Origin of the sequence: Chitinophaga rhizophila, assembly GCF_019492185.1 — a bacterium.
In the GTDB taxonomy this organism is placed as follows: Bacteria; Bacteroidota; Bacteroidia; order Chitinophagales; family Chitinophagaceae; genus Chitinophaga; species Chitinophaga rhizophila.
Window position 1 is genome coordinate 43,648 of sequence record NZ_JAICCF010000006.1, and the last position, 22,154, is coordinate 65,801.

Annotated in this window: 14 protein-coding genes and 2 tRNA genes; 11 read left to right on the plus strand and 5 right to left on the minus strand. The window is 43.9% G+C overall.

What is annotated here, in order from left to right; translation table 11 throughout:
- Positions 1 to 62: 62 nt before the first annotated feature.
- Positions 63 to 1,238 (minus strand): thiolase family protein, encoded by a 1,176-nt coding sequence (locus K1Y79_RS26775; RefSeq protein WP_220253298.1) that lies wholly within the window; start codon positions 1,236 to 1,238, stop codon positions 63 to 65.
- Positions 1,239 to 1,354: 116 nt separating this feature from the next.
- Here K1Y79_RS26775 and K1Y79_RS26780 point away from each other — a divergent pair.
- Positions 1,355 to 1,428 (plus strand) — tRNA-Lys (locus K1Y79_RS26780).
- 321 nt (positions 1,429 to 1,749) lie between these two features.
- On the opposite strand, the gene K1Y79_RS26785 is transcribed toward K1Y79_RS26780, so the two are convergent.
- Positions 1,750 to 2,511: a hypothetical protein gene (locus K1Y79_RS26785; RefSeq protein WP_220253299.1), complete on the minus strand. Its 762-nt coding sequence runs from the start codon at positions 2,509 to 2,511 to the stop codon at positions 1,750 to 1,752.
- A gap of 182 nt (positions 2,512 to 2,693) precedes the next feature.
- The gene (locus K1Y79_RS26790; RefSeq protein WP_220253300.1) at positions 2,694 to 3,317 is read right to left on the minus strand and encodes a class I SAM-dependent methyltransferase; all 624 of its coding nucleotides are present in this window, start codon (positions 3,315 to 3,317) and stop codon (positions 2,694 to 2,696) included.
- A gap of 183 nt (positions 3,318 to 3,500) precedes the next feature.
- On the opposite strand from K1Y79_RS26790, the gene K1Y79_RS26795 reads away from it, so the two are divergent.
- The 8 genes from K1Y79_RS26795 to K1Y79_RS26830 all read left to right on the plus strand — a co-directional run bounded on the left by K1Y79_RS26795 (position 3,501) and on the right by K1Y79_RS26830 (position 17,620).
- Positions 3,501 to 4,166 carry a DUF4844 domain-containing protein gene (locus K1Y79_RS26795; protein ID WP_220253301.1) on the plus strand — a complete coding sequence of 222 codons (666 nt, stop codon included), beginning with the start codon at positions 3,501 to 3,503 and terminating at the stop codon, positions 4,164 to 4,166.
- Between the two features lie 85 nt (positions 4,167 to 4,251).
- Positions 4,252 to 4,327, plus strand: a tRNA-Lys gene (locus K1Y79_RS26800).
- 284 nt (positions 4,328 to 4,611) lie between these two features.
- Entirely contained in the window at positions 4,612 to 6,186 is a 1,575-nt protein-coding gene (locus K1Y79_RS26805) for a DUF6770 family protein (RefSeq protein WP_220253302.1), read from the plus strand.
- Between the two features lie 328 nt (positions 6,187 to 6,514).
- Positions 6,515 to 7,333, plus strand: a complete 819-nt coding sequence (locus K1Y79_RS26810; RefSeq protein ID WP_220253303.1) for an SMP-30/gluconolactonase/LRE family protein — start codon at positions 6,515 to 6,517, stop codon at positions 7,331 to 7,333.
- A gap of 191 nt (positions 7,334 to 7,524) precedes the next feature.
- Positions 7,525 to 9,708, plus strand: coding sequence for a hypothetical protein (locus tag K1Y79_RS26815; protein WP_220253304.1), 2,184 nt, complete (start codon positions 7,525 to 7,527; stop codon positions 9,706 to 9,708).
- A 75-nt stretch (positions 9,709 to 9,783) separates the two neighbouring features.
- Complete coding sequence (locus K1Y79_RS26820) at positions 9,784 to 11,373, plus strand: hypothetical protein (protein WP_220253305.1); 1,590 nt, start codon at positions 9,784 to 9,786, stop codon at positions 11,371 to 11,373.
- Positions 11,374 to 12,629: 1,256 nt separating this feature from the next.
- Complete coding sequence (locus tag K1Y79_RS26825; protein ID WP_220253306.1) at positions 12,630 to 15,815, plus strand: SusC/RagA family TonB-linked outer membrane protein; 3,186 nt, start codon at positions 12,630 to 12,632, stop codon at positions 15,813 to 15,815.
- A gap of 23 nt (positions 15,816 to 15,838) precedes the next feature.
- Positions 15,839 to 17,620, plus strand: a complete 1,782-nt coding sequence (locus K1Y79_RS26830) for a RagB/SusD family nutrient uptake outer membrane protein (RefSeq protein WP_220253307.1) — start codon at positions 15,839 to 15,841, stop codon at positions 17,618 to 17,620.
- A 427-nt stretch (positions 17,621 to 18,047) separates the two neighbouring features.
- Here K1Y79_RS26830 and K1Y79_RS26835 read toward each other — a convergent pair whose 3' ends face one another.
- Entirely contained in the window at positions 18,048 to 18,500 is a 453-nt protein-coding gene (locus K1Y79_RS26835; RefSeq protein WP_220253308.1) for an Lrp/AsnC family transcriptional regulator, read from the minus strand.
- Between the two features lie 119 nt (positions 18,501 to 18,619).
- Between K1Y79_RS26835 and rocD the strand changes: the two genes are divergently transcribed.
- Positions 18,620 to 19,876, plus strand: a complete 1,257-nt coding sequence (rocD, locus tag K1Y79_RS26840; protein ID WP_236059870.1) for an ornithine--oxo-acid transaminase — start codon at positions 18,620 to 18,622, stop codon at positions 19,874 to 19,876.
- Positions 19,873 to 20,841 (plus strand): arginase, encoded by a 969-nt coding sequence (locus K1Y79_RS26845; RefSeq protein ID WP_220253309.1) that lies wholly within the window; start codon positions 19,873 to 19,875, stop codon positions 20,839 to 20,841. The genes rocD and K1Y79_RS26845 overlap by 4 nt, the downstream gene beginning before the upstream one ends.
- A 164-nt stretch (positions 20,842 to 21,005) precedes the next feature.
- On the opposite strand, the gene K1Y79_RS26850 is transcribed toward K1Y79_RS26845, so the two are convergent.
- A complete protein-coding gene (locus K1Y79_RS26850; RefSeq protein ID WP_220253310.1) occupies positions 21,006 to 22,154 on the minus strand; it encodes a hypothetical protein in 1,149 nt (382 codons plus the stop codon).

Below are 22,154 nucleotides of genomic sequence, written 5' to 3' on the forward strand. Positions count from 1 at the left end.
AAAAAGAAAAGGGATTGACTATCATACGATTAGTCAATCCCTTTTCCAGATATTATCAATGCTTATAATCTCTCAATTACACCGGCGATTCCTTGTCCGCCGCCCACACATGCAGTCACAACACCATACTTTTTGTCCAATCGTTTCAGATCATTGAGTATTTGCACGGTGAGTTTAGCACCGGTACAGCCCAGGGGGTGGCCCAAGGCGATAGCACCCCCGTTGATATTGACGAGTGCCGGATCGATGCCCAGTTCACGGATAACGGCAACGGACTGTGAGGCGAATGCTTCGTTCAGTTCTACGAGGTCGATGTCATTCAGTTTCTTTCCTGCTTGCTGGAGAGCTTTAGGCACGGCGGCCACCGGGCCGATACCCATGATACGTGGATGTACACCAGCGGATACACAGGATACGAGTCTACCAATTGGCTGCAGACCTAATTCCTTCACCATGGATTCACTCATTACGACAACAAAGGCTGCGCCGTCGGAGGTCTGGGAAGAGTTACCGGCAGTCACGCTTCCACCGGCAGCAAATACTGGTTTCAGTTTGGCGAGCGCTTCGGGGGAAGTATCAGCACGTGGACCTTCATCGGTATCCACGGTATATGTGCGGGTCTGTTTACGGCCTTTTTCGTCAACGTATACTTCATTGACAGCTATGGGCAGAATACCTTCCTTAAAGTAGCCATTTTCGATGGCCTTCAGTGCTTTCTGGTGAGACTGATAGGCAAAAGTATCCTGGTCTTCGCGGGATACGTTATACTCACGTGCAACTGCCTCCGCAGTTAAACCCATACCGAGGTAATATTCAGGTGTAGAGGATGCGACGGTATAGTTAGGGACCGTTTTCCATCCTGCTACGGGAACAAGGCTCATACTTTCAGTACCGCCAGCGATGATACAATGCGCCATACCGGACTGGATCTTGGCAGTGGCGATAGCAATGGTTTCCAATCCGGAAGCACAATAGCGGTTCACCGTCATACCTGGTACTTCGACGCCAAGGGCGCGTACAGAAATCATACGACCGATCTGTAGTCCTTGTTCTGCTTCTGGAACAGCGTTACCAACGATCAGGTCATCTACTCTTTTAGGGTCCAGCTGAGGAACACTTTTAAGCAGGCCTGTGATTACATCCACGGCCAGGTCATCAGGCCGGTAAAAGCGGAAGCCGCCCCGCTTGGACTTACCCACCGCGGTTCTGAATCCGGCTACGATATATGCTGTTTCCATTTCCTTAACTCCTTTTTCCGGGCGTAAAACCCGATTTTTTTCTTTTAAGTTAAAGAAGTTTTGTGAAATAGAAAACAACGTGTTAGATTTGCAGCCCGCTTAGGCGGGAAATGGAAGACTCCTTAGCTCAGCTGGTTAGAGCTACTGACTCTTAATCAGTAGGTCCAGGGTTCGAGTCCCTGAGGGGTCACAGGGAAATTAAACGCTTCAGGTTGAAAGACTTGAAGCGTTTTTTATTGCAGATTACTCAACGTTGCGGAACCATCTACGATCCTGGAGGAAGTCCGTATCAGGGCAAGTTTTTTCCGATACTACTTTTGTAATGATCATGCCTGTAGACAGCGCAACTTTCAGATGATAAGCGTTTTTGGTAAATGTCAATGTCTATTGGAGAGCACCATATCAGCGATTCAGCTTCGTTGTGCGTCTGAACGTAATGGTTGCGTATACTCGTTATACTTGTAAGGTATAAGCCTCTTAAGGCCAGAACGGATAGTAATAGCATCCTTAATCAAGGAATATCATTGAACAGGATAATGCCGACAAGTAATCCCTTCCTGAAATACATTGAAATATGATGACCGAAACTGTCTTTCGCAAGCGGTTTACCATGTAAGTCAGATTTCCTATCATAAAAGTCCTCGCCGACAAATTCCCATTCCAGTTTTTCAATGTCTTCGGTTGTCACTGTTTTATCCGGATTGCCCAGGAGCTTTATTGCTTTACGCCTGGTATCGCCAAGCTTGAACCCGTTGTTTGTAGTAAAATAATGGGCATCTATTTCCTTTGCCTGGTCTAAAAATCCGCTAAAAGCCCTCAATTTTTGTTCCGCTGTAGCTGATTGTCCGTTATGCTGGTGTAATGCTATCTGACTAACCAATCCGGCGGGAGTGTCATCATTGTAGAAATGATAGGTTACCATGCGGTGATAGTCAGTGTAAAGCTCAAAGACTATCGTTTGTTTTAATGTATTGTTTGTAAACCAAACTTTATCGAAGGAGAAGATGTCACCGCTTTGCTTCTTGTAGGTAGCACTATCATCTCTACTTGCAGCAAACATTTCATTAGTAACGGCATAATCGTCAACAATATATCTTTTAATAGTATCAGTGACAAAGACGGCATCAGGTGCCTTAGGTTGTAATGTAGTATCTATAGAAGAAGTGCTAACCACCCTGCGATCCGTAGTTTTAGCCTGAGTATCAGGAGTGCGGTGATTACAGGCCAGGAAAACAACGGACAGGATTGCAGGGAAGATGCTGGACATAGACATAGCGGAAGGTTACAGTTAACAACCAAATATATAGCAATTCAATACATTCCGACTTATTATAGAGAGGAAATATTCCTGTATTTGTGAGTCAGATTTGTTGCGTATTACAAGCATGTCATAACGGCTAAATACAGAGCAGACCTTCTGCTTCACGATACTTACAGATGGATATAATTCGGTCTTTACTGCTCCTTCCTGCATTTAATAAGGAAAAAAGGGAAATTTTCCTTTATAGCGATGATTTCGAGTAAGCCTGCTTTTCCAAATTCTTCTTTGATGGATGCTTCGTCGTAGAAGAACATATTGACACCCCCAAACTGCTCATACCTATCCTTTCCGATCAGTTTCCCCTGGCCATATGTTGGCGCTTCTTTGGAGATGACGGTAAACACCATATAACCACCACTTTTTAATTGTTGATTACAATCTTGGATCAGCTTCGCTCTCTCAACATCATCCAGTAAATGGATCAGTGCATAGCAGAATATTCCGTCATACTGAAGTGTATCATATGGCATATCTGTTACAGAGCCGTGATGGATAACCATATCTGGTCCAAAGTGCGTTTTTGCCATAGTAATTGCCGTTTGGGAAATTTCGATTCCGGTAACAGCGATACCATTATCACGGAATACTTTTGCATTCCGGCCATAGCCAATACCGGGAATAAGTATGTTTTTCACACCATTCTCCAGGAAGAAATCCTTGGTCAGGATTGCCGACTGTGCCGGTTCCATTCCCCACATCTCCTGCTTTTCTGTAAATGCTACTTCCCAGAACTCGGGTGTAGTACGTTCGTTTCCCATATACACTCTTTTATTTGCAACAAAGTTACATTTTTATAATCATCATACCTGTTTTAAGTACCTATTTTCGGGAACCGGCTGGTTAATCAGCGTATTTCGGGAACCTTTGCGATTAATTAACTGATTTTTAGTTTGATGTTAATGTAGTAAAGTATAATTTCCGGCACCTAACCTATGACTATTATGCGAGAGAAAGAACACATTATCACCGCCTTAGCGGGCTTCAGACGTAAGAACAAATTTTCCTATAGCGTTTTCCAGGAGCGGGGCTTACATCCATCAGATGATGAGCTGTGTAGCGGCTTACAGGCATTGCTGAATGATTGTAGTGATCAGTTGATAGTTGCGGTAAATAGTGGGGTAGATGAGAAGAAGCTTGCCAAGATCCTGAAGAGCAATCTTAGTAACATTGACGCTGCAAACTATGATACGGAGGAACGCGAACTTATCTGTGACTATTTTTATGAATTATCGCAGATAGTTGTTGTGGATATTAAGAGTGATCTAAACAACTGGCTATATGGTGTAATACTCGGCACCTTGCTGAAAATAACAAGTATTCTTAAAAGATCCGACAAGGCGCTGTATACGCTGGAACAATCATGTACCGGCTGTAAAATTCCACTGAAGACAGCTATTCTTTCCAGGAATAAGGGCATCCCTGATCACAGCTGGCACGTTATCCGTTGTAATAATTGTGATGAATATAACTTATTGTCTGTAGGCGAAGGCGTAAGTGAGTACCGGTTTGAGAATTATCAGTCAATTGAAGCATTACCTAAATCTGCCTATACTAAAGATGAGGCATGTGTTCGATTAGAGCAGATAAGATATTTTCGGAAAAGGTAACAGATTTGAAATAATTTTAAAAAAAATTTGGCTATATTAAAATATAATTCCTACCTTCGCAGCCCGATTAGTAAAAAAGGGGCCTGATTCCGTAGCTCAGTTGGTAGAGCAATACACTTTTAATGTATGGGTCCTGGGTTCGAGTCCCAGCGGGATCACCAAAAATTAAACGCTTCAAGTTCAAAGACTTGGAGCGTTTTTGTTTTGGGGTTAATTTGGTTTCTGTTATACCTGGAAACGAGTAACATAATAATTAGATTATAAAAAAGTACATATTATTGCTCATTATTAATATACCTATGACTGCGCAATACTCATTTGGTCATCTGTAAACCAAAGTAGCAGTACCAATGGGACTATACGTAATGAATTATGCCATTACCAAGGTATCATTTGTGCAATAAAAGCAAGCAGCATAATAAAACCTGACAATATCCCTTATCATATGAAACAGTTCATGCTGGTTAGTATGCTTGTTATATTATTTATCAACAAGCAATATGCGCAAACCAAACTTTTTAAAGAAGTCGGTAATAGTATTTCTTCAAGCATCAAGGCTATCATACAAGACGACAACCTGGTAGGCTACCTTTCTTTTACCCAATTAGAGCGTGCAAACGCCGACTCATTCCATTACAGGCTGACCATCATGGATGAAAACCTCAATGATATCGGCGAATTGAATTTTACAGAACTTAAATTAGATCTGCAGGCCGTTGCTTTTGAACAAGATGTGCTGTGTCTCGCTTACCTCAAAAGCAACTTTGTTGGTTATGGAGCTAAAAAAAGAAGAGAACGCAAAGAACAACTCAGCAATGCTTCCTTATCCATACATACGCAATTCGTAAGCCTGGATGGCAAGATCATCACATCAAACACTGTTAAAGCCAATGTGAAGATTATGTCTGCCTACAATACAGGGTACGATCGTGAGAAAATTGACGACAGGGTATTGAAACACCCTATACAACTTAAAAACATGAGAGGAAAAGGCTTTGCATGTTTTTATGGAGACGACAACAAATGTTATGTGTCTGTACTCAATACAGCAGGAAAGAGCATATGGAGCAACGACTTCATGCAAGATGCTGAGAATTTTGTCATGTTGGTCTCACAGCAAGATATTTATCTGCTGTACAAAAAGGATCAGAAATTGCTCGAAGGTGGTTATTGGCTGACCGGCTATAATGTAGAGAATAATACCGCTTTCGCAAAGTATGACCTCCGTGATAAAAATGGCCATTCATTTAGCGTGCGTGCTTTTGGAAATGACCCTGTAACCGGAAGACCCTATCTTGCCGGTATGATATTGCATAACCGCAAGGGAAATGCTAACATGACGGTTAAACAGCTGGCTCATGGTCCTTATATCGGTGCATTCACGGCGCAAATCAAACATTCGGGCACCAGTGATATTGAATCAGTGATCTCCGACTGGTCTACCCGTTCACAGTCTGAATTCTCCTCCAAAGGCCGCTATCAGCCCACTAAATCATTTATACTGTTCCAACCAGCATTCAAAGATTATGATGGTAATGCCTACTTTGCCGGAACCTCCTTTAAAAGAAAACCAAGATGGGGTGCAATCGGCGCTACTGTAATTACGTCTCCGCTGATCATACCGCCCTTATGGATTCTGATGCTTGCTGGTACGCAGAAGATACAGACAAGAGAGGCTTTGCTGTTCAAGCAGGACAAAAAGGGTAATCTCTCATACGTAAATGCAATACCTTCTGCACATAGCGGTTATCTAACCGGTAAAATGTCCTTATTTCAACACATGTCACTCCCGGAATATTACATGGTGATGAATAGCGATACAAAATCCAACTACCTTGTTGTGAGCGACAGAAAGAACGTAAATATCTATAGCATCAATCAGCAGAAAGTAATCCGCACCATTCCTCGTAAAGATGGTTCGGTGACCACCACGATATACACTGCAAAAGAGGGACATGTTATGGTATCTGAATACAATCAAAAGGAGAGAACCAGGAAGTTCTCCATTGAGTCCCTGTAACCTATTTCTTATTACAATGAACGAAATGTTCACTCTTTAATTTCATACTGCCGAAATCGCTCTAAACGCGGTATAGCAAAATATTAGCTTGCACACCTGCTGTGCAAGCTTTTTTGTTTCCCCAAAACACTGATCCGACATTCGTTTCAAAACTACGCAATACGGTTTTACCCAACGACGTACAGATGGAGATAGGCTACTGCGCGGCATTTGCTTTCCAGACGGCCAGGTTACCTTTTACTGTTGATTAAACCGTTCATTTTTATATTTTTGAACCCGCGCGGATGCCAACGTGAAGATACCCTGATTACTTACTAAAATTACACATATGAAAAGACTGATCCTGTTTGCTGGCCTGAATCTACTTTCCTTCGCCACTTTTAGTCAACTTAAACTGCAAAAGGTCTGGGAAACCGGTTCCGGTCTCAAAACCCCGGAGTCCGCCCTGTATGACCCCAAAAAAGACATTATCTATATTTCCAATATAGGGAACGATCAACAACCTGAAAGTGGATTTATCAGTCAGCTTCAAAAGGACGGGAAAATAAGAAAACTGGATTGGGTGACGGGACTGACTGCCGTCAAAGGTCTGGGTTTGTATAAGAACCTGTTATATGCCGCCGAGACGAAATCAGTGGTGGTGATCGACGTGGAGAAGGCAGGCATCGTGCAGCGAATACCTGTAGATAGCGCGCAGTTCCTGAATGATATCACTATCGACGATCGCGGTGTCGTGTATGTTAGTGACACCCGGAAAAACAAGATCCATCAGATTGCCGATGGTAAAGTAACGGTATATCTGGAAAATATGAAGAGCGTTAACGGCCTGCTGGCAAAAGGTACCGATCTGTATATTCTCTCTGACGGTTCTTTATACAAAGCAGATAAAAACAAACAAATACAAAAACTGGCCGGCGACATGGAAAAAAGTACCGACGGTATAGTGATGCTAATGCCGGGAAAGTTCATCGTTACTTCATGGATAGGAACTATCTATTATGTAGCAGCAAATGCGCCCGTTCAGTTGCTGTCTGATACCCGTGCCGAAAAAATAAATACCGCCGACCTGGGGTATAATCCGAAGGATAAGATCATCTATGTACCTACCTTTTTCAACAATACTGTTATTGCTTACAAGATAGATTAGACAGCTGTCTGCAATCAGATCTGCCTTCCGCCCGGGATGTAGATCTGATATTGAATAAATTTCGTAATATTAGTAGACAAAACTACCCGACCCTGACCAGATCGCTACTTCCACCCAGCACCACCCCGGCCCCCTCTTCCACGGCCCATCACTCCTCTAAGAAAGGAATCGCTATGCCGGCAGTACCGGTAATGCAAGCAAAACAAGCAGCCGGTCCCGCGGGGACTTCGCCTGTCATCCAGCTGGCAGCACTGGCCGCAGATAAACTCAACGTGGTGGGTGAAGACCATGCGGAGAGTAAACCCCGGTGGCAGGAAGAATTCGTTTTATCACATGCAAAAACCGCATCGCCGAACTTCTGGCTAGAAAGCATGTTCAAAGTGGACTGGTCAGGCATTCATCAGCCGGATGAAAAGAAAAATACCCGTGGGGCGGATCCTACACTGGAACGGATCCGTTATGTGATGGGCCAGTTCAGCATGCGGTTAGAATCGGCCTTCACCAAACTGGAAATGGTCGTACCGACAGAAATCGACCCTTCTTTGTCTTTGCCGGATGTAGCACCACACGAAGACATATCCAGCCCGGAGCAGCTGACGTCCGATATTACGGACAACGAAGAAGTGGAGGATATAGATCTTGACCGGACTTTCGCAACTGACCTGCAAGAAGCGATGACGGAGCTCCAACTAACTACGGCAGATCTACATCAACAAATAAATCTCGGCATCACCGAGATATTTTACAAACACCTGCATTACCTGCATCGTCCGGACAAACCCGATACGCACATCCTTCCGGTAGCTGACATCAGCCGAGCTACAGATGATTTGAAAAAGATGACAATAACCGCGCTTTCTATTTTGCCGGAAGCACTATCTAAAACATTAACTGACATAGCATATAAAGGAAAAGAACTGCATGATGCGCTGCAGCAAGCGAACTGGATTGATGCTGACGATAACCGTATCATCAATGAACCGGCAGGTGTATTGGATGATGCCAGCGCGCAACGTTCCCTTGGGATGCACCGCGCAGCCAATATGAACTATGCCGTAACCGGTGTATGGAAGATCGGTGAAGAACATGTACGCGACATCAAACGTTTCCTGGCAGAGTTCCGTGTCTATCCCACTCTGTACAACCTCGTAAGCAGGTCTGAATTTCAGGAGATCTATGATACGTATTATCCCCGGACACCCTCCGGCAAAGAGGAGAAAAAAGAACCGAAACAATTTGTTTCAGCAGATGAACAGCGACAGTCTTTACATACTACTCCTGTAAACCAACCGGTCGTTCAGCGTATGTATGAATTTGGAGAGGATGATATCGATCTGCTTTTATGCGCTATACTCAAAACATTTGATAATGAAGATCGCGCTTTAGAAATATCCCGGTTATCCTTACTAGATAAGATCTCAGAAGAAGACGTTAAAAAAATAGTTTCACAGGCAACGCTGGAAAACCAGCTGGTCATCGCACCCTTGAAGATAGCACTTGAGACGGGTAATGAGAAATTTGCTGAGGCACTGCTGTCGCTCATTCAAAAGCTACCCGAAATTGAGGAAACAACAACAACGGCTACCACTAGAGAAATACCAGACGCCTCTGCGGAAGCTTTTGATTCACTGATCGAGAGCGCGATGAGGATACATGTACCGGAAGTCGGCAGCAGGATTGACACTGCGCAGGAACGAGCCACCCGTAACAATAAGAAACTGCTGGTAATAGTCGGTGAAGGACATGACGATCCTTACAGCCGGGTAATGGTGACCGTCCTCGTGGCAGCTATGCAGCGTTTAAATGCCGGGCATTTATATATAGAGTCTACCCCGGATCAAATAAAAGAGCATGTCGAACCCTATCAGGAAAAGACGCCGGCACTAGACGACACTACGCATTTCGCACACCGGCAACATTTCTACCATAACCTTTATCAACAGGGAACGACCGTCAGCGGTGTCGATATTGATAAATTTACGGTGAAGGAAGAACAAAAAGAGGCTGTATCACATGAAAATAAAGCGTTCATCGCAGAAGAAAACGTGAATAAAAGAAACACCAGTATAGCGAAAACAGTAGTAGAGCAAGACAAGTCAGGTGTGCTACTAGTGGGCTTTAGTCATTTAGGCGGACTGGCATCAGATCCCCGCCTACGGTCAGCCTATGAGATCGTCACCATCTCGACAGTACTTAAAGAAGACGCGGAATTTCATAATACGATCGCTTATGGTCGGACATTGTCAACGACAGCGGCGTCCTTCCAGATGGAAGACCTGTATTATGGTAATGCACCTGGTGATAAAAGCGAGGTGAGAGCGAAAGATGCGTATGCTACCGCCAGGAAAATGGTGATTGAAGTGAATCAGTACTAAACGCTTTCCAGCATCCAGAGACACCCGATACCATATTTATAGTATATCAGTACTGAAAAAATATTACTAACCGTTATGGCACAAGAGCGAAGAAATATCAAACCTATACCCAGCATGCCTATCCCATCTCAGCAAAACACATCCAGGATATCTCAGGCAGCTGTACCCGTGCTTCGAAAAGCACCCGCCGAAGAACGGACAGATGACAGTACCGTACAATTATATACCCAGCATTCAACAACGACAGATGCATTTTCTTTGCCTGAACGGAATAAGCCTATGGAGGCAGCACACACTACTACCCCACCGTTTCAACTAAAGGGAAGTAATGAGCAAGCGACAAATGCAGCCGGGCTGATTTCGCCGGCGCAATCAGCAGATATGCAATCTGCTTTTCAGTTAAAAGAGGCTTCCACTACGGGTAACGTATCCGTAAAGCCCATTCAGCGAATGGTGAAGTACGAATTTAATCCCATGACAAATAAGTTCTTCAATGTGAAGTATATACGCGGTAACCAGCCTTTGTCCCTCATCGGTAAAATGCATGGAAAACACACGACAGCCGATGCTTCACAGGCCGCCGTTTACGAACTGGGACTTGAAGGAAGAACACTAGTGCAGGGATTAGCCTATCTTACCGATGTAACGAGAGCATATCTCAATATGCCGGGGAATTACCTGATAGACTTTCACATGAACCAGACTGGTAATATTGGGTATAACTACAAGAATGAGGGCATACCACAAGCGTTCAACAATTATTTTGAACTGCAAAAGAAACTGCATACTTATTCAATGCTATCCAGTAACCTTGTACAGCAATACGAAGGGGCCGACGAACAGGGAAGACAGGCACTTTCTTTTCAAATGTTCGCCATGGTCAACAACATCACCTATAACCTCGGCGAGTTCCGGGATGTGCTTCCCCTGGTAAGCCTTTACAGCAAAGGTGAAAGAGGCGGGAAGGAGAAAGAGGCGAAGGCGTCATTGTACGATGCAGAACGATTACTGAGAGAAGGGGGCGATGTAGACAATGAAACTAAAAAGCGATTAAAACTTGAACTGATGGATCATTTTGACCTGGCTGCGATTGACATGATCTATGATACATCAGAGGAAAGGAACCCTGAAGCTGCCTATGAAAAGAATCTGAGAGAGGCGTTGAACTGGCTCGATATTGACGTATTGGCTACAAAAGTTGTCGATATGGATACTGGCGTAGTCACGAATGTAAAAGTATTTGAAAAAATCGCCGGACAAATAGTGGCCGATATGATTCAAAATCATATCGCACAGATGTATGTATCCTATCCTAATGTAGCGAAGGCAGTGAACTTCCAGGATTTCTCAATAGCTGACATGAAAATACTGCTGCAAAAGAAGAATTTTGCAAATCTCAATGATGAAGTCGAACGGATCTATGAAGAAGGAAACGTTGATATGTGGGAGGAAGAAGCTGAACTCGTAGAGGGTGAAGGTGAGGGCGAAGGCGAGGAAGGAGAAAATGCACATGAAGCAGATTCAGACAGCGAGAATGAATATCATGAAGAAGTTGATAGTGAAGACGACATGGACCAGGAAATAATAGACATCAACAACGATACTGCTACTTATGGCCTTCCTGCTACTACTAAAGAGGATAGAAAAAAAGCGTTTAACTTATAATAACAAGTGCATCGAGAGCAGAAGAAGCATTATCAAAGTACCACAGATACCACCCTTCAAGAAGTCTGCTTACATGGTGTGCGAAACTGACCAGAATAACACTGAAAAAGACAAAATAATTGAATAGGGCAGCTATGCATCCACATGCCGCCCGTATTTTTTAATGGTTGGTTTATAATTTGAAGAAGCTGTGATTTAATCTGACATTTGCTTGAACTTAATACTCCTACTCATTGTCCTCGAACTTTTGTCATATTATTCTAACTCACTAGTGCCAATAACTATTGAGCGAGGTTAATTCATTGATAATCTGGTTCGAGTTTCCGATACCCGGGGTCACAGGAAATGAAACGCTTCAAGTTGAAAGACTTGCAGCGTTTTTGTTTTTTATGAAATTCTACATATTGTGATCATTGTAGATGATAAGCAAGGTTCAAGAATTAGTAGGGTATTATCTCGAAAATCAGATCAGGTAATGTTGCCGAAGAATGATTAAAGCTTTGTTTCTTGAGCTGAAAATAGTTCAAGGATTCCAGAACAATGAGATTCCATATCTCCTTCAAAATATGTTTGTCGATTTGAAGTCGAATAAAGAGCAACGTCCTTATCTACTAGCAAAAAAATACTTTCACTCTCGATGAAGCCATCGATAAATTGTTCTATGAAAGTATCCATATAGTATTTTATACCAACCTGAGAACGATAAATGGAGGTTCGCCATATATCATCTACATACTGCTATTATCGGCAATGACCTCCATGCCACCAGGAACTTCAGTACCAGTTCCACACCATTCTGCGGTTTAACATCATACATCCTAAAAAGGAATCGATTACGTAAAATTCAATACTTGTACCGCTGACATTTATTAGATTTAATCACCTATATTAGCTATCATAAGTGCGTGCTAATTGTAGTAAAGGTATAATATAGCACGCTTCTCCTAATCTTTTTCAGATATAATAGAACCCTGGTATCCGGTTAACCTAAATAAGACATTCAAAGACCCGGCGAAGAACACAACTCACAAGAAGCCCAGCGAGGCATATTCTGTACTGCACACTATGATACCCGATACCGGTTATTTTAATTACTCATCAACCAAAATCAATGTCATGACATAAAGTGATATTAATCAACCAATTCCACATTATGAAGGGAACTCCCCGACTAGCACTTTCCAAAACCCGAAACAGCATCTGGAGGCCTGTATGAGCTACCAGTATGTATTATTCCATCGCTTAATGAAAAACATATGAAACCAGGAACCTGGAGAGCCTCGTTATCAAAAGGCTTCTCCACAATTCTCTTGTCCTTACTGTTGACAGGCAAAGGACTTCCCGCATTAGCCCGGTACAATGCAACCAAGCTGCTGCCACAACAAACTTCCACGTTAAAAGGCATCATCAAAAACACGAAAGGCGAGTTTTTAGCCGGTGTAACTGTTAAAGTAAAAGGTAGCAACACTGGTACTGTGTCCAGAGAAGACGGCAGTTTTCAGTTGCAGGTGTCAGAAATGGATAAAGCTGTACTTGAAGTCAGTTACATGGGATACCAATCGCAGGAAGTTGCACTCGGAGGCCGCAGCATGCTGGAAATAACCCTAACAGAGAGCTCAAGCGGGTTAAATGAAGTATTGGTGATTGGATATGGCACACAAAAGAAGGCGTCTTCAACAGCTGCGATATCATCTGTAGGTGGCAAAGAACTGGCGAAAGCAGCAGTAGCCAATATTTCAAACTCATTGGCAGGCAGAGTAGCCGGTGTAAGCATGCGACCTGATGGTGGCCAGCCAGGCGCTGATAATCCGGACATTCACATCCGGGGCATCGCCACTACCGGCAATAATGGAGCACTTATCGTGGTCGATGGTATTATTCGTAATAACATTAATGAGATACCGGCTACATCCATTGCTTCCGTCACCGTGCTGAAAGATGCAGCTGCAGTAGCCCCCTATGGCCTTGGCGGTGCCAATGGTGTATTGCTGATCACTACGAAAAAAGGGCTGACCGGTCCACCCCAGCTATCTCTGAATGCCTACTACGGCGTGCAGACGCCTACATATTATCCTGATATGCTAAACGCGCAGGACTATATGCGTCTCCACAATGAAGCCTATCTCAATGAGAATCCCAACGGCACGCAATTACCTTACGCTCAGGCCCTTATCGACGACTATCCGGCACTGAATGCAAAAGATCCTGACCGTTATCCAATAAGCAATACCAAAGATCTCGTGAATATGCATGCGCCTATGCAGAACTATACCCTCCAGTTGACTGGTGGCTCACAATCAGTAAAGTATTTTGTAGCACTGGGCTATCTGAACCAGACTGGTATGTTCGACCCGGTTAAATACCAACGGTATGACTATACTGTAAATATGGATGTACAGGCTACCAAAACCACTACTGTGAATGTTTCATTGATTGGTGCATGGCAACAGACACGTTCTGTGGATGCAGCCACAACAGTCGGTAACCTGTTCCGCAGTGGCTATAAATTCATTCCTATCGCCAACCTGCAATATAGCAATGGTTTATGGGGCGAATTTGCAGGCAACTCTCCTATCGGCGTTCTCAAAGCGGGGTATCAGCGCGATAATAAAAGCACGATGCTATCAACCCTTTCGGTCAACCAGGAACTGCCATTTATCCCCGGGTTGAGCCTAAAGGCTACTTTCAGCTTCGACCCGACGCAAACTACCAGCAAAGGATGGCATACACCGTTCTATTTCTATTCACAGAATCTGTCCACCACACCATACACCTACACCAGGCAGATCTCTACCTCTGAAGGAAGTGCTGCAACATATACATGGCTGGAACAGGAATATGCACAACAGCGGACATATACCTACCAGGGATATCTAAATTACAAACGCACATTCGGCAAACATGATATCACTGGGTTGCTGGTAGCAGAAGCACGAGACAGTGACTCAAGCGCTTTCTCTGCCCGCAGGAACAACTTTGGTGTGAATATCGATGAGCTCAGCATGGGCAGCTCCAATAAAAATGACTTTGATAACAGCGGATCCTCATCTACCGGCAGTCAGATCGGATTCGTATACAGGTTTGGTTATACCTATGCCAACAAATACTTGGTGGAGGCATCCGGCCGTTATGACGGCCACTATTATTTTGCACCCGGCAAACGCTGGGGATATTTCCCTGCGGTGTCTCTTGGATGGGTGATGTCAGGAGAGCGATTCATGCAAGGAATACCATTTGTCAATTACCTGAAATTAAGAGGATCATGGGGTAAATCGGGTAATCTTGCAGGAACATCCTTCCAGTATTTACAGGGTTATTCATTGTATGGTAATGCCTATGCCTGGGGTAATGGTTCTATGGTACAGGGATCGTTTGTACCCCGCGAAGCCAACCGTAACATCACCTGGGAGATATCAACGAAGACAGATATCGGATTTGAAGCGTCATTATGGAAGGGATTACTAGACCTGGAAGTGGATTATTTCCGGGAAAGAAGGACCGGCATGCTGCTGCCTCCGGCGGTAACTGTTCCTATTGAATATGGCCTTAATCTGTCGGACGAGAACGAAGGCATCATGGAAAACCGCGGTATAGAAATCACAGCAGGTACGACACATCAATTGAGAAACGGGCTGCGTATTGGCCTGAACGGAAACTTCAGTTATGCGCGTAATAAAATGCTACAGATCTTCGAGACATCCGCTACACGCAACAATCCTAACAGAAGCCGTACCGGCAGAGCTTTGGGCACACCTTTTGGCTACCACGCATTGGGGCTGTTCACTACTGCAGATGATAAGAATAATGACGGGATTATCAATCCGGCAGATGGCTACAATGTGATACAGTTCGGTAATTTACATCCCGGCGATATAAAATACGCAGATCTCAGCGGGCCAGATGGAAAACCAGATGGAAAGATTGATGCCAACGATGAAACGCGCATCGGTTATCCAACTTATCCATTGATCACTTATGGGCTTACACCATCCGCTTCCTGGAAAGGGCTGGACCTTAGCCTGTTATTTCAGGGTTCATCGTTATCCAGCTTTAATATTGCGGGCTTCCAGACGATCCCTTTCAACAACAACAACAGTAATTCAGCGTATGAATATTATGAAAACCGCTGGACACCTAGCAATCAGCACGCAAAATATCCTAGAGCTAATCAATCTCCATACGCCAACAATACACAGACATCTGATTTCTGGATGGTCAATACCGGGCTACTGCGGCTGAAAACAGCGGTATTGGGTTATACATTACCTACCCCACTCACACAGCGCTGGAAGATGCAATCCCTGCGTGTATATGTATCAGCCCAAAATGCCTTCACCATCAGCAAATTGAAATTCATCGACCCTGAAGTGGGTTATACCGATGGTGAAACAGCTTATCCTAATCAGAAAGTGTATGTGATGGGATTGAATATAATTTTTTAGTTCACGCTTAAACAGGACTTATTATGAAACATATTATATATCTCATACTGCTCACCGGATGTGTACCATTTCTTTCCTGCACAAAAGATTTTCTGGAAAATACGGACAAAACACAATTAACGGACGAAATGCAATGGTCTACTGAAGGAGACGCCGATATCTTCCTCAATGACATTTATGGCAGTTTACCAAACTATTGGAATCAACCTGAAAACCTGGATAACTTCACCGACGACAATGATGCCGGGTTCTATTACACCTCCTACAACTGGAAACAGGGAATTGTATCTCCTGCCGGCACGGACTATACTGTATGGGGTGGCATTACCGGATCAGGCGATCTTACCAATTGGCCCGCTACTTTTACTGCTGTCAGAAAATGCAACACCTTCATGGCAAAGGTCCGGGCATATGCCACCAACTTTTCGGATGCATGGAGAGAAAGGCGTCTGGACGAAGTTCGCTTTCTTCGGGCTTTCTTCTACAGTGAACTCTGGATGCACCTCGGTGGCCTTCCTATTATCACTAATGTACCTGACCGTAACTCCGATGATAGTAGCCAGCTGTATTACCCCCGGAGCACGTTTGCCCAAACGGTGGATTTCATCACCAGCGAGCTGGATACGGTCATTTTAAATGCCCATTTGGCTGTTAAATACAACCGCGGCGACGCTGAGGCAGGCAGAGCCACCTTAGGTGCTGCAATGGCCTTAAAAGGCTGGGTACAGCTATATGCAGCCAGTCCTGCCTATAATGCAGCACAACCAGCCGCAGGCCCCGATCCTTATCATGTAGCTGGCTATGGCCAGTTTGACGCAAACAGATGGGCTACTGCTGCCGCTACATTCAGACAATTCCTGGATCAATTTGGCAACGGTCACCCTTATGGATTATTCCCTGATCTGTCAAGCTTATGGTATGAAGCGAATGAATACAATAGCGAAACGATCTGGGACCGGCAAATAGTTGCAGTCACTATGGGATCTTCGTTTGAACAATATGGCGGACCTGTATGGATCAATGGTGCCTATTATACATGGGGTAATTACAATCCTACGCAGGAACTGATAGATCAGTTTCAGATGGCAAATGGCAAAAGTATACAGGATCCTGCATCTGGGTATAACCCTCAGCGTCCATATGTCGGCAGGGAACCGAGGTTCTATCAATGGATCGTCTATGACGGCGCTCCTTACAAAATGGACTGGATGGACAAGCAGGATACGATTTACACGCGCATAGATAAAGTACGGCCGTCCAAGAATCAGATAGACTTCGGTACGGATGATGTCAGTAATACAGGATATTACTTTAAGAAACGACTCAACCCTCTCGTGAGACCAGGCGGAGGAGCTATCAGTGGCGCAAATTTTATTTATTACCGCTACGCGGAAGTCCTGCTTGGATATGCCGAAGCTCAGAATGAAGCTGTAGGTCCGGATGCCTCCGTGTATAATGCAATGAACCAGTTACGTGCTCGTGCAGGACTTCCTAATCTGCCCGCAGCACTCAGCCAGGACGGTATGCGTACTGCTATCCATCAGGAGCGGCGTGTAGAGTTATGCTTTGAAAATAAGCGATTTTATGATCTCATACGTTGGAAAACAGCAGAACAATTGCTGATCCATGACAGACATGGCATGAAGATTTCCAACAGTATTCCCGGGGATAACAGCGGTGTGTGGCAATATGAAGTTGTGCCATTGAACCATCCGCATGTATTCCTGAACAAAATGTATCTTAATCCTATTCCACAGGACGTGATAGACCGCAATTCAAATATCGTTCAGAATCCAGGGTATTGATACAATTTCAAACCCCAAATAGATCTGTAAGATGCGCTTTACAAGCCCTCTATTGATTTTACAGTCTCTCTAGTTCCTAAATAAAGCGGCTCGGACTTTATCACATAAACTGGCTAATTCTTGCACAATTTGGTTCGAGGCTCCAATATATGTGGTAACACAAAACCCGACTTTTTGAGAGTAGTCTCAGAAGTCGGGTTTCTCTTTTAGGACATTTTTAAGCAGCGCAACTCACGCTGGTATAAAAGTCTGTTTTACAGTAGACAATCGGCAGTTCCCTACCGATAATGATTCTGCTGCAGTATTAGTTATCAACATCACGGTTACTGGCGTGTCAGTCATTTAGTATCACCTTTAAACCGATATATACAACTCTTCTTGCCTGGACTATTTGAATGACCCTTTCACGACCTTTATCGCAAAGAATCTATAATGTCACATTTCTTTTGAACGCGCAACCTAATTCCATGATAGAGTCAGTCTTAGCGATGCCCGGAATACTATCAATTTTCTCGTACAGCACTTTTCGCATATGTTCATGATCCCTGGCGATGATTTTGAGGTAAAGGGTGTAGCTGCCGGATATATAGTAACATTCTGTTATCTCAGGAATCTTCTTTAGCGCTTCGATAATCCGGTTAGAATCATGATCCTTTTCAAGCGTCAGCCCTGTAAACGCTCCCCAGTCATAACCAAGTCGCTTTTCGTTCAGCACAGGCTTTATTCCGGCGAGAATCCCCATTTCCGTCAGACGATTGATCCGCTGGTGTATCATAGTATTAGATACCCCAAGTGTGGTGGCAATCGCAGAAAATGCCATCCTCCCGTCTTTTTCAAGCTCCTTAAGGATCTGGATGTCGAAGTCGTCTATATTCTCCATTAACTGATCAGTTGTATAAATATTATTATTTATGCGCTATAAAAAATCAAATTCACTTTTAATTGGCCATTTTGGAGTTAAAATGTATTTTTGAAGAACCTGATACCAAAAACCACCAAATGGAAATTATCGCGAATGTATCAAAAACTGAAGAGTTAATTAATAGGGAGCATCACTACGGTGCCCATAATTATCATCCTTTGCCAGTCGTACTGGAGAGAGGCGAAGGAGCATTTCTCTGGGATGTAGAAGGGAAACGCTATTATGACTTCCTTTCTGCTTATTCAGCCGTCAACCAGGGGCATTGCCATCCACGTATCATAGCAGCCCTCCAAAAACAGGCAGCGAAGCTTACGCTGACTTCACGGGCATTTTTCAATGATAAACTCGGCGACTTTGAGGAGTACGTATGCCAGTTGTTTGGCTATGACAAGGCGCTGGTTATGAATACCGGGGTAGAAGCTGTGGAAACAGCCATGAAGTTATGCCGGAAATGGGGATACCTGGTGAAAGGTATACCAGAAGGACAGGCTAAGATTGTCTTTGCTGATGGAAATTTTCATGGCCGCACGCTTGCTGTTGTATCTGCTTCAGACGACCAGAGTGCCCGTAGTGGCTTCGGACCTTTCATAGATGGTATTCTGAAAGTCCCTTATAACGACCCAGATGCACTGGCGGCTTTGTTAAGCTCAGATAGCAGCATTGCCGGCGTGATCCTAGAGCCCATACAGGGTGAAGCCGGGGTAGTAGTCCCAGATGAGGATTATCTCTCACGTGTAGGCCTGTTGTGCAAAGAAAATAATGTTCTCTTTATTGCCGACGAAATTCAGACTGGCATTGGCCGTACTGGCAGCATGTTGGCCTCTTACGATGTAAATACAGGCATTGGCAAACCAGACATGCTGATCCTTGGTAAAGCTGTATCCGGAGGCACAATACCTGTCTCTGTCGTACTGGCTGATGATGAAGTAATGATGTGTATCCGGCCTGGCGAACATGGATCTACCTATGGAGGCAATCCACTGGCCTGTGCGGTAGCAAAAGAAGCCTTACAGGTAGTACTGGATGAAGACTTATGCCTCAATGCACACAAAATGGGTGTACTACTGCGTGAAGGATTACGGGATATTGCTAAACGACTGGGCGTTATCCGTGAAGTACGCGGTAAAGGACTGTTAAATGCAATTGTTATTGATGAAGATCTGGAAGCTGATCTTGCATGGGAACTGTGCCTGGAATTTAAGAAACACGGCCTTCTGGCAAAACCTACCCACGGCAATAAAATCCGTTTTGCTCCACCGCTGGTCATAAATGCCAAGCAGATTATGGAAAGTCTGTCTATCATTGAGAAATCAATATATTCACACTGTTTATGAAAAACTCAATGAAAATCATCAAGAACAGATCGGATATTGGTGCAGGAACACGCGGATCTGATATGGGCATTGATGCGATGGAAATAGCTGCCATTAATCGGGGTAGCCATTTCTTCCGCCAGGTGCCTTATATAGAAATACAAACCCGGAATGAATCTGTTTATTCCGATGACAGAGACAGATGCGGTAAACGTATCAGCCAGGTGAAAGATCAATGTGAGCTACTCTCCTCGGCTGTTATCAGCACGTTGCAGGAGTCTGAATTTCCGGTTGTGATATCAGGAGACCATTCTTCGGCTATAGGAACTATTAGTGGTATTAAGGCAGCTTACCCAGACAAATGCCTGGGTGTAATCTGGATCGATGCTCACGCAGACCTGCATTCTCCCTATACAACTCCCTCCGGAAATCTACATGGCATGCCACTAGCTGCATGCCTTGGTCAGGACAATCTTTCCTGTAAAATCAATGAGATTTCCGACTATACGGCTTCCTATTGGGAGCAGTTAAAAGCAGTTGGCGTAGCAGGCGCAAAGCTGGATTCCCGTCATCTCGTTTACTTCGGGGTTAGAGATACAGAGGAACCTGAAGACCTATTAATAGCATCACTAGGTATTCCCAACTATACTGTAAGTCAGGTACGTACCCGTGGAATAGAGATCTGCGTACAGGATGCACTTGCCCGCTTACAGGAATGTGATATGATCTATGTAAGCTTTGATGTAGACAGTATGGATTCAGACCAGATATCTGATGGTACTGGCACACCAGTACCTGAAGGCTTCGACCCTTCCGAGATAGTGAGTATGACTCAGCAACTCTTCCGCTGTGGCAAAGTTATATGCTATGAGATAGTGGAAGTAAATCCATTGCTCGATCACAAAGGTAACCGCATGGCTGAAGTAGCCTTTGATATACTTGAACAGGTTACACGCGAAATGATGGAATATGCTCCTGCGCGCTGATATAGCAACTACACCATCAACAATCCTACATTCAGATTAATGCTGCGATAATAGATAGGTAGCTGATAAACAGCATATCCAGATTATCAGACTCAGGCTTCCCATATGATATGATAACCTAATTGTCATGATATGAGATGCAACAATCTTATTGAAGACAATGGTCAAATAACACTCGCATTTATCTCTGCAAAAACCTTACTATTAAAGTCATAAGGCTGTCCCGTAAGATTATATTGTGGCAGCAGTGCTAAATACTGCTCCTCAAACGCCTCATACTGTGCTTTAAACAATGTATACCAGGCAGCGCCTTCTTCTTTAAACAGGTTCAGCTCCTCAAACATATCCAATGACAACTTAAAACGCTGCATATGGAAAATGAAGCGCCCTTTCACATCATGCTGCTGCATATGTGTGAGGCCCTCTCTATCAATACAACCCTGCAAAGTTTTCGTAATCTCAACAAAGGTAAACATGCCATGAAAGAACAAATAGATGCTAGGATAATGCCCGGGATTACCTACCAGATCGCCTAGCGGCGTATTACAATTAACAGTAAATAGCTGTTGCTTGGTTTCGTACGTTAGAGTGAAATAAGTAACATGCGCGCCCTCATGTGATATATGATCTGCAAAGAATATCTCATCATCCCATGGATTAACACACAGGAAAATCATATTGTGAGCAGACAATACTGCGAAAGAATTTTGCTGTGTTGCATTAAACAACATGACCTTTTTCAGATTCTTTAATAACAGCCCGAAATGACCAGGATTCAACTCCTCGATAATATGCATGCCTTTGTTGAACGACTCCAGATGCTGTATATGAAGTCCCGATACCTGAATATCTTCAGGACGATTACCCTGTTCTGTAAACACATTTAGCAACAGCGGGTGATGATCTATAACGATCTCAATGCCATGCTCACTATACAGCAGCGGCTCGAAGGTAAAAGGCATTTCAATTTCCCCATCCAATAGAGTCATTACATCGCCTGCTGTATGCAGCAATAAAGAATGGCCGGAAAAAGAGGTACGCAGATAACCAACATTAGGCAAATAAATAATGCCTTGGCTATTGGGGAATACAACAATTACCGGTTTCCTGGACTGCTCATATCCATAAATGATACTATCCAACCACTTATCATCCTGCTGCTGAAGGTACGTATACAACAACGGCTCCATGTAAATACTATCATTGTAGAAATCAAGCCGCTGGAAAATATCTTTGTGCCTGGCATATAAGAGTTTCTTTACAGAATCTACCACGGCGCCCAGATGGTCGTCAAATTTTTCATAGTAGTTCAT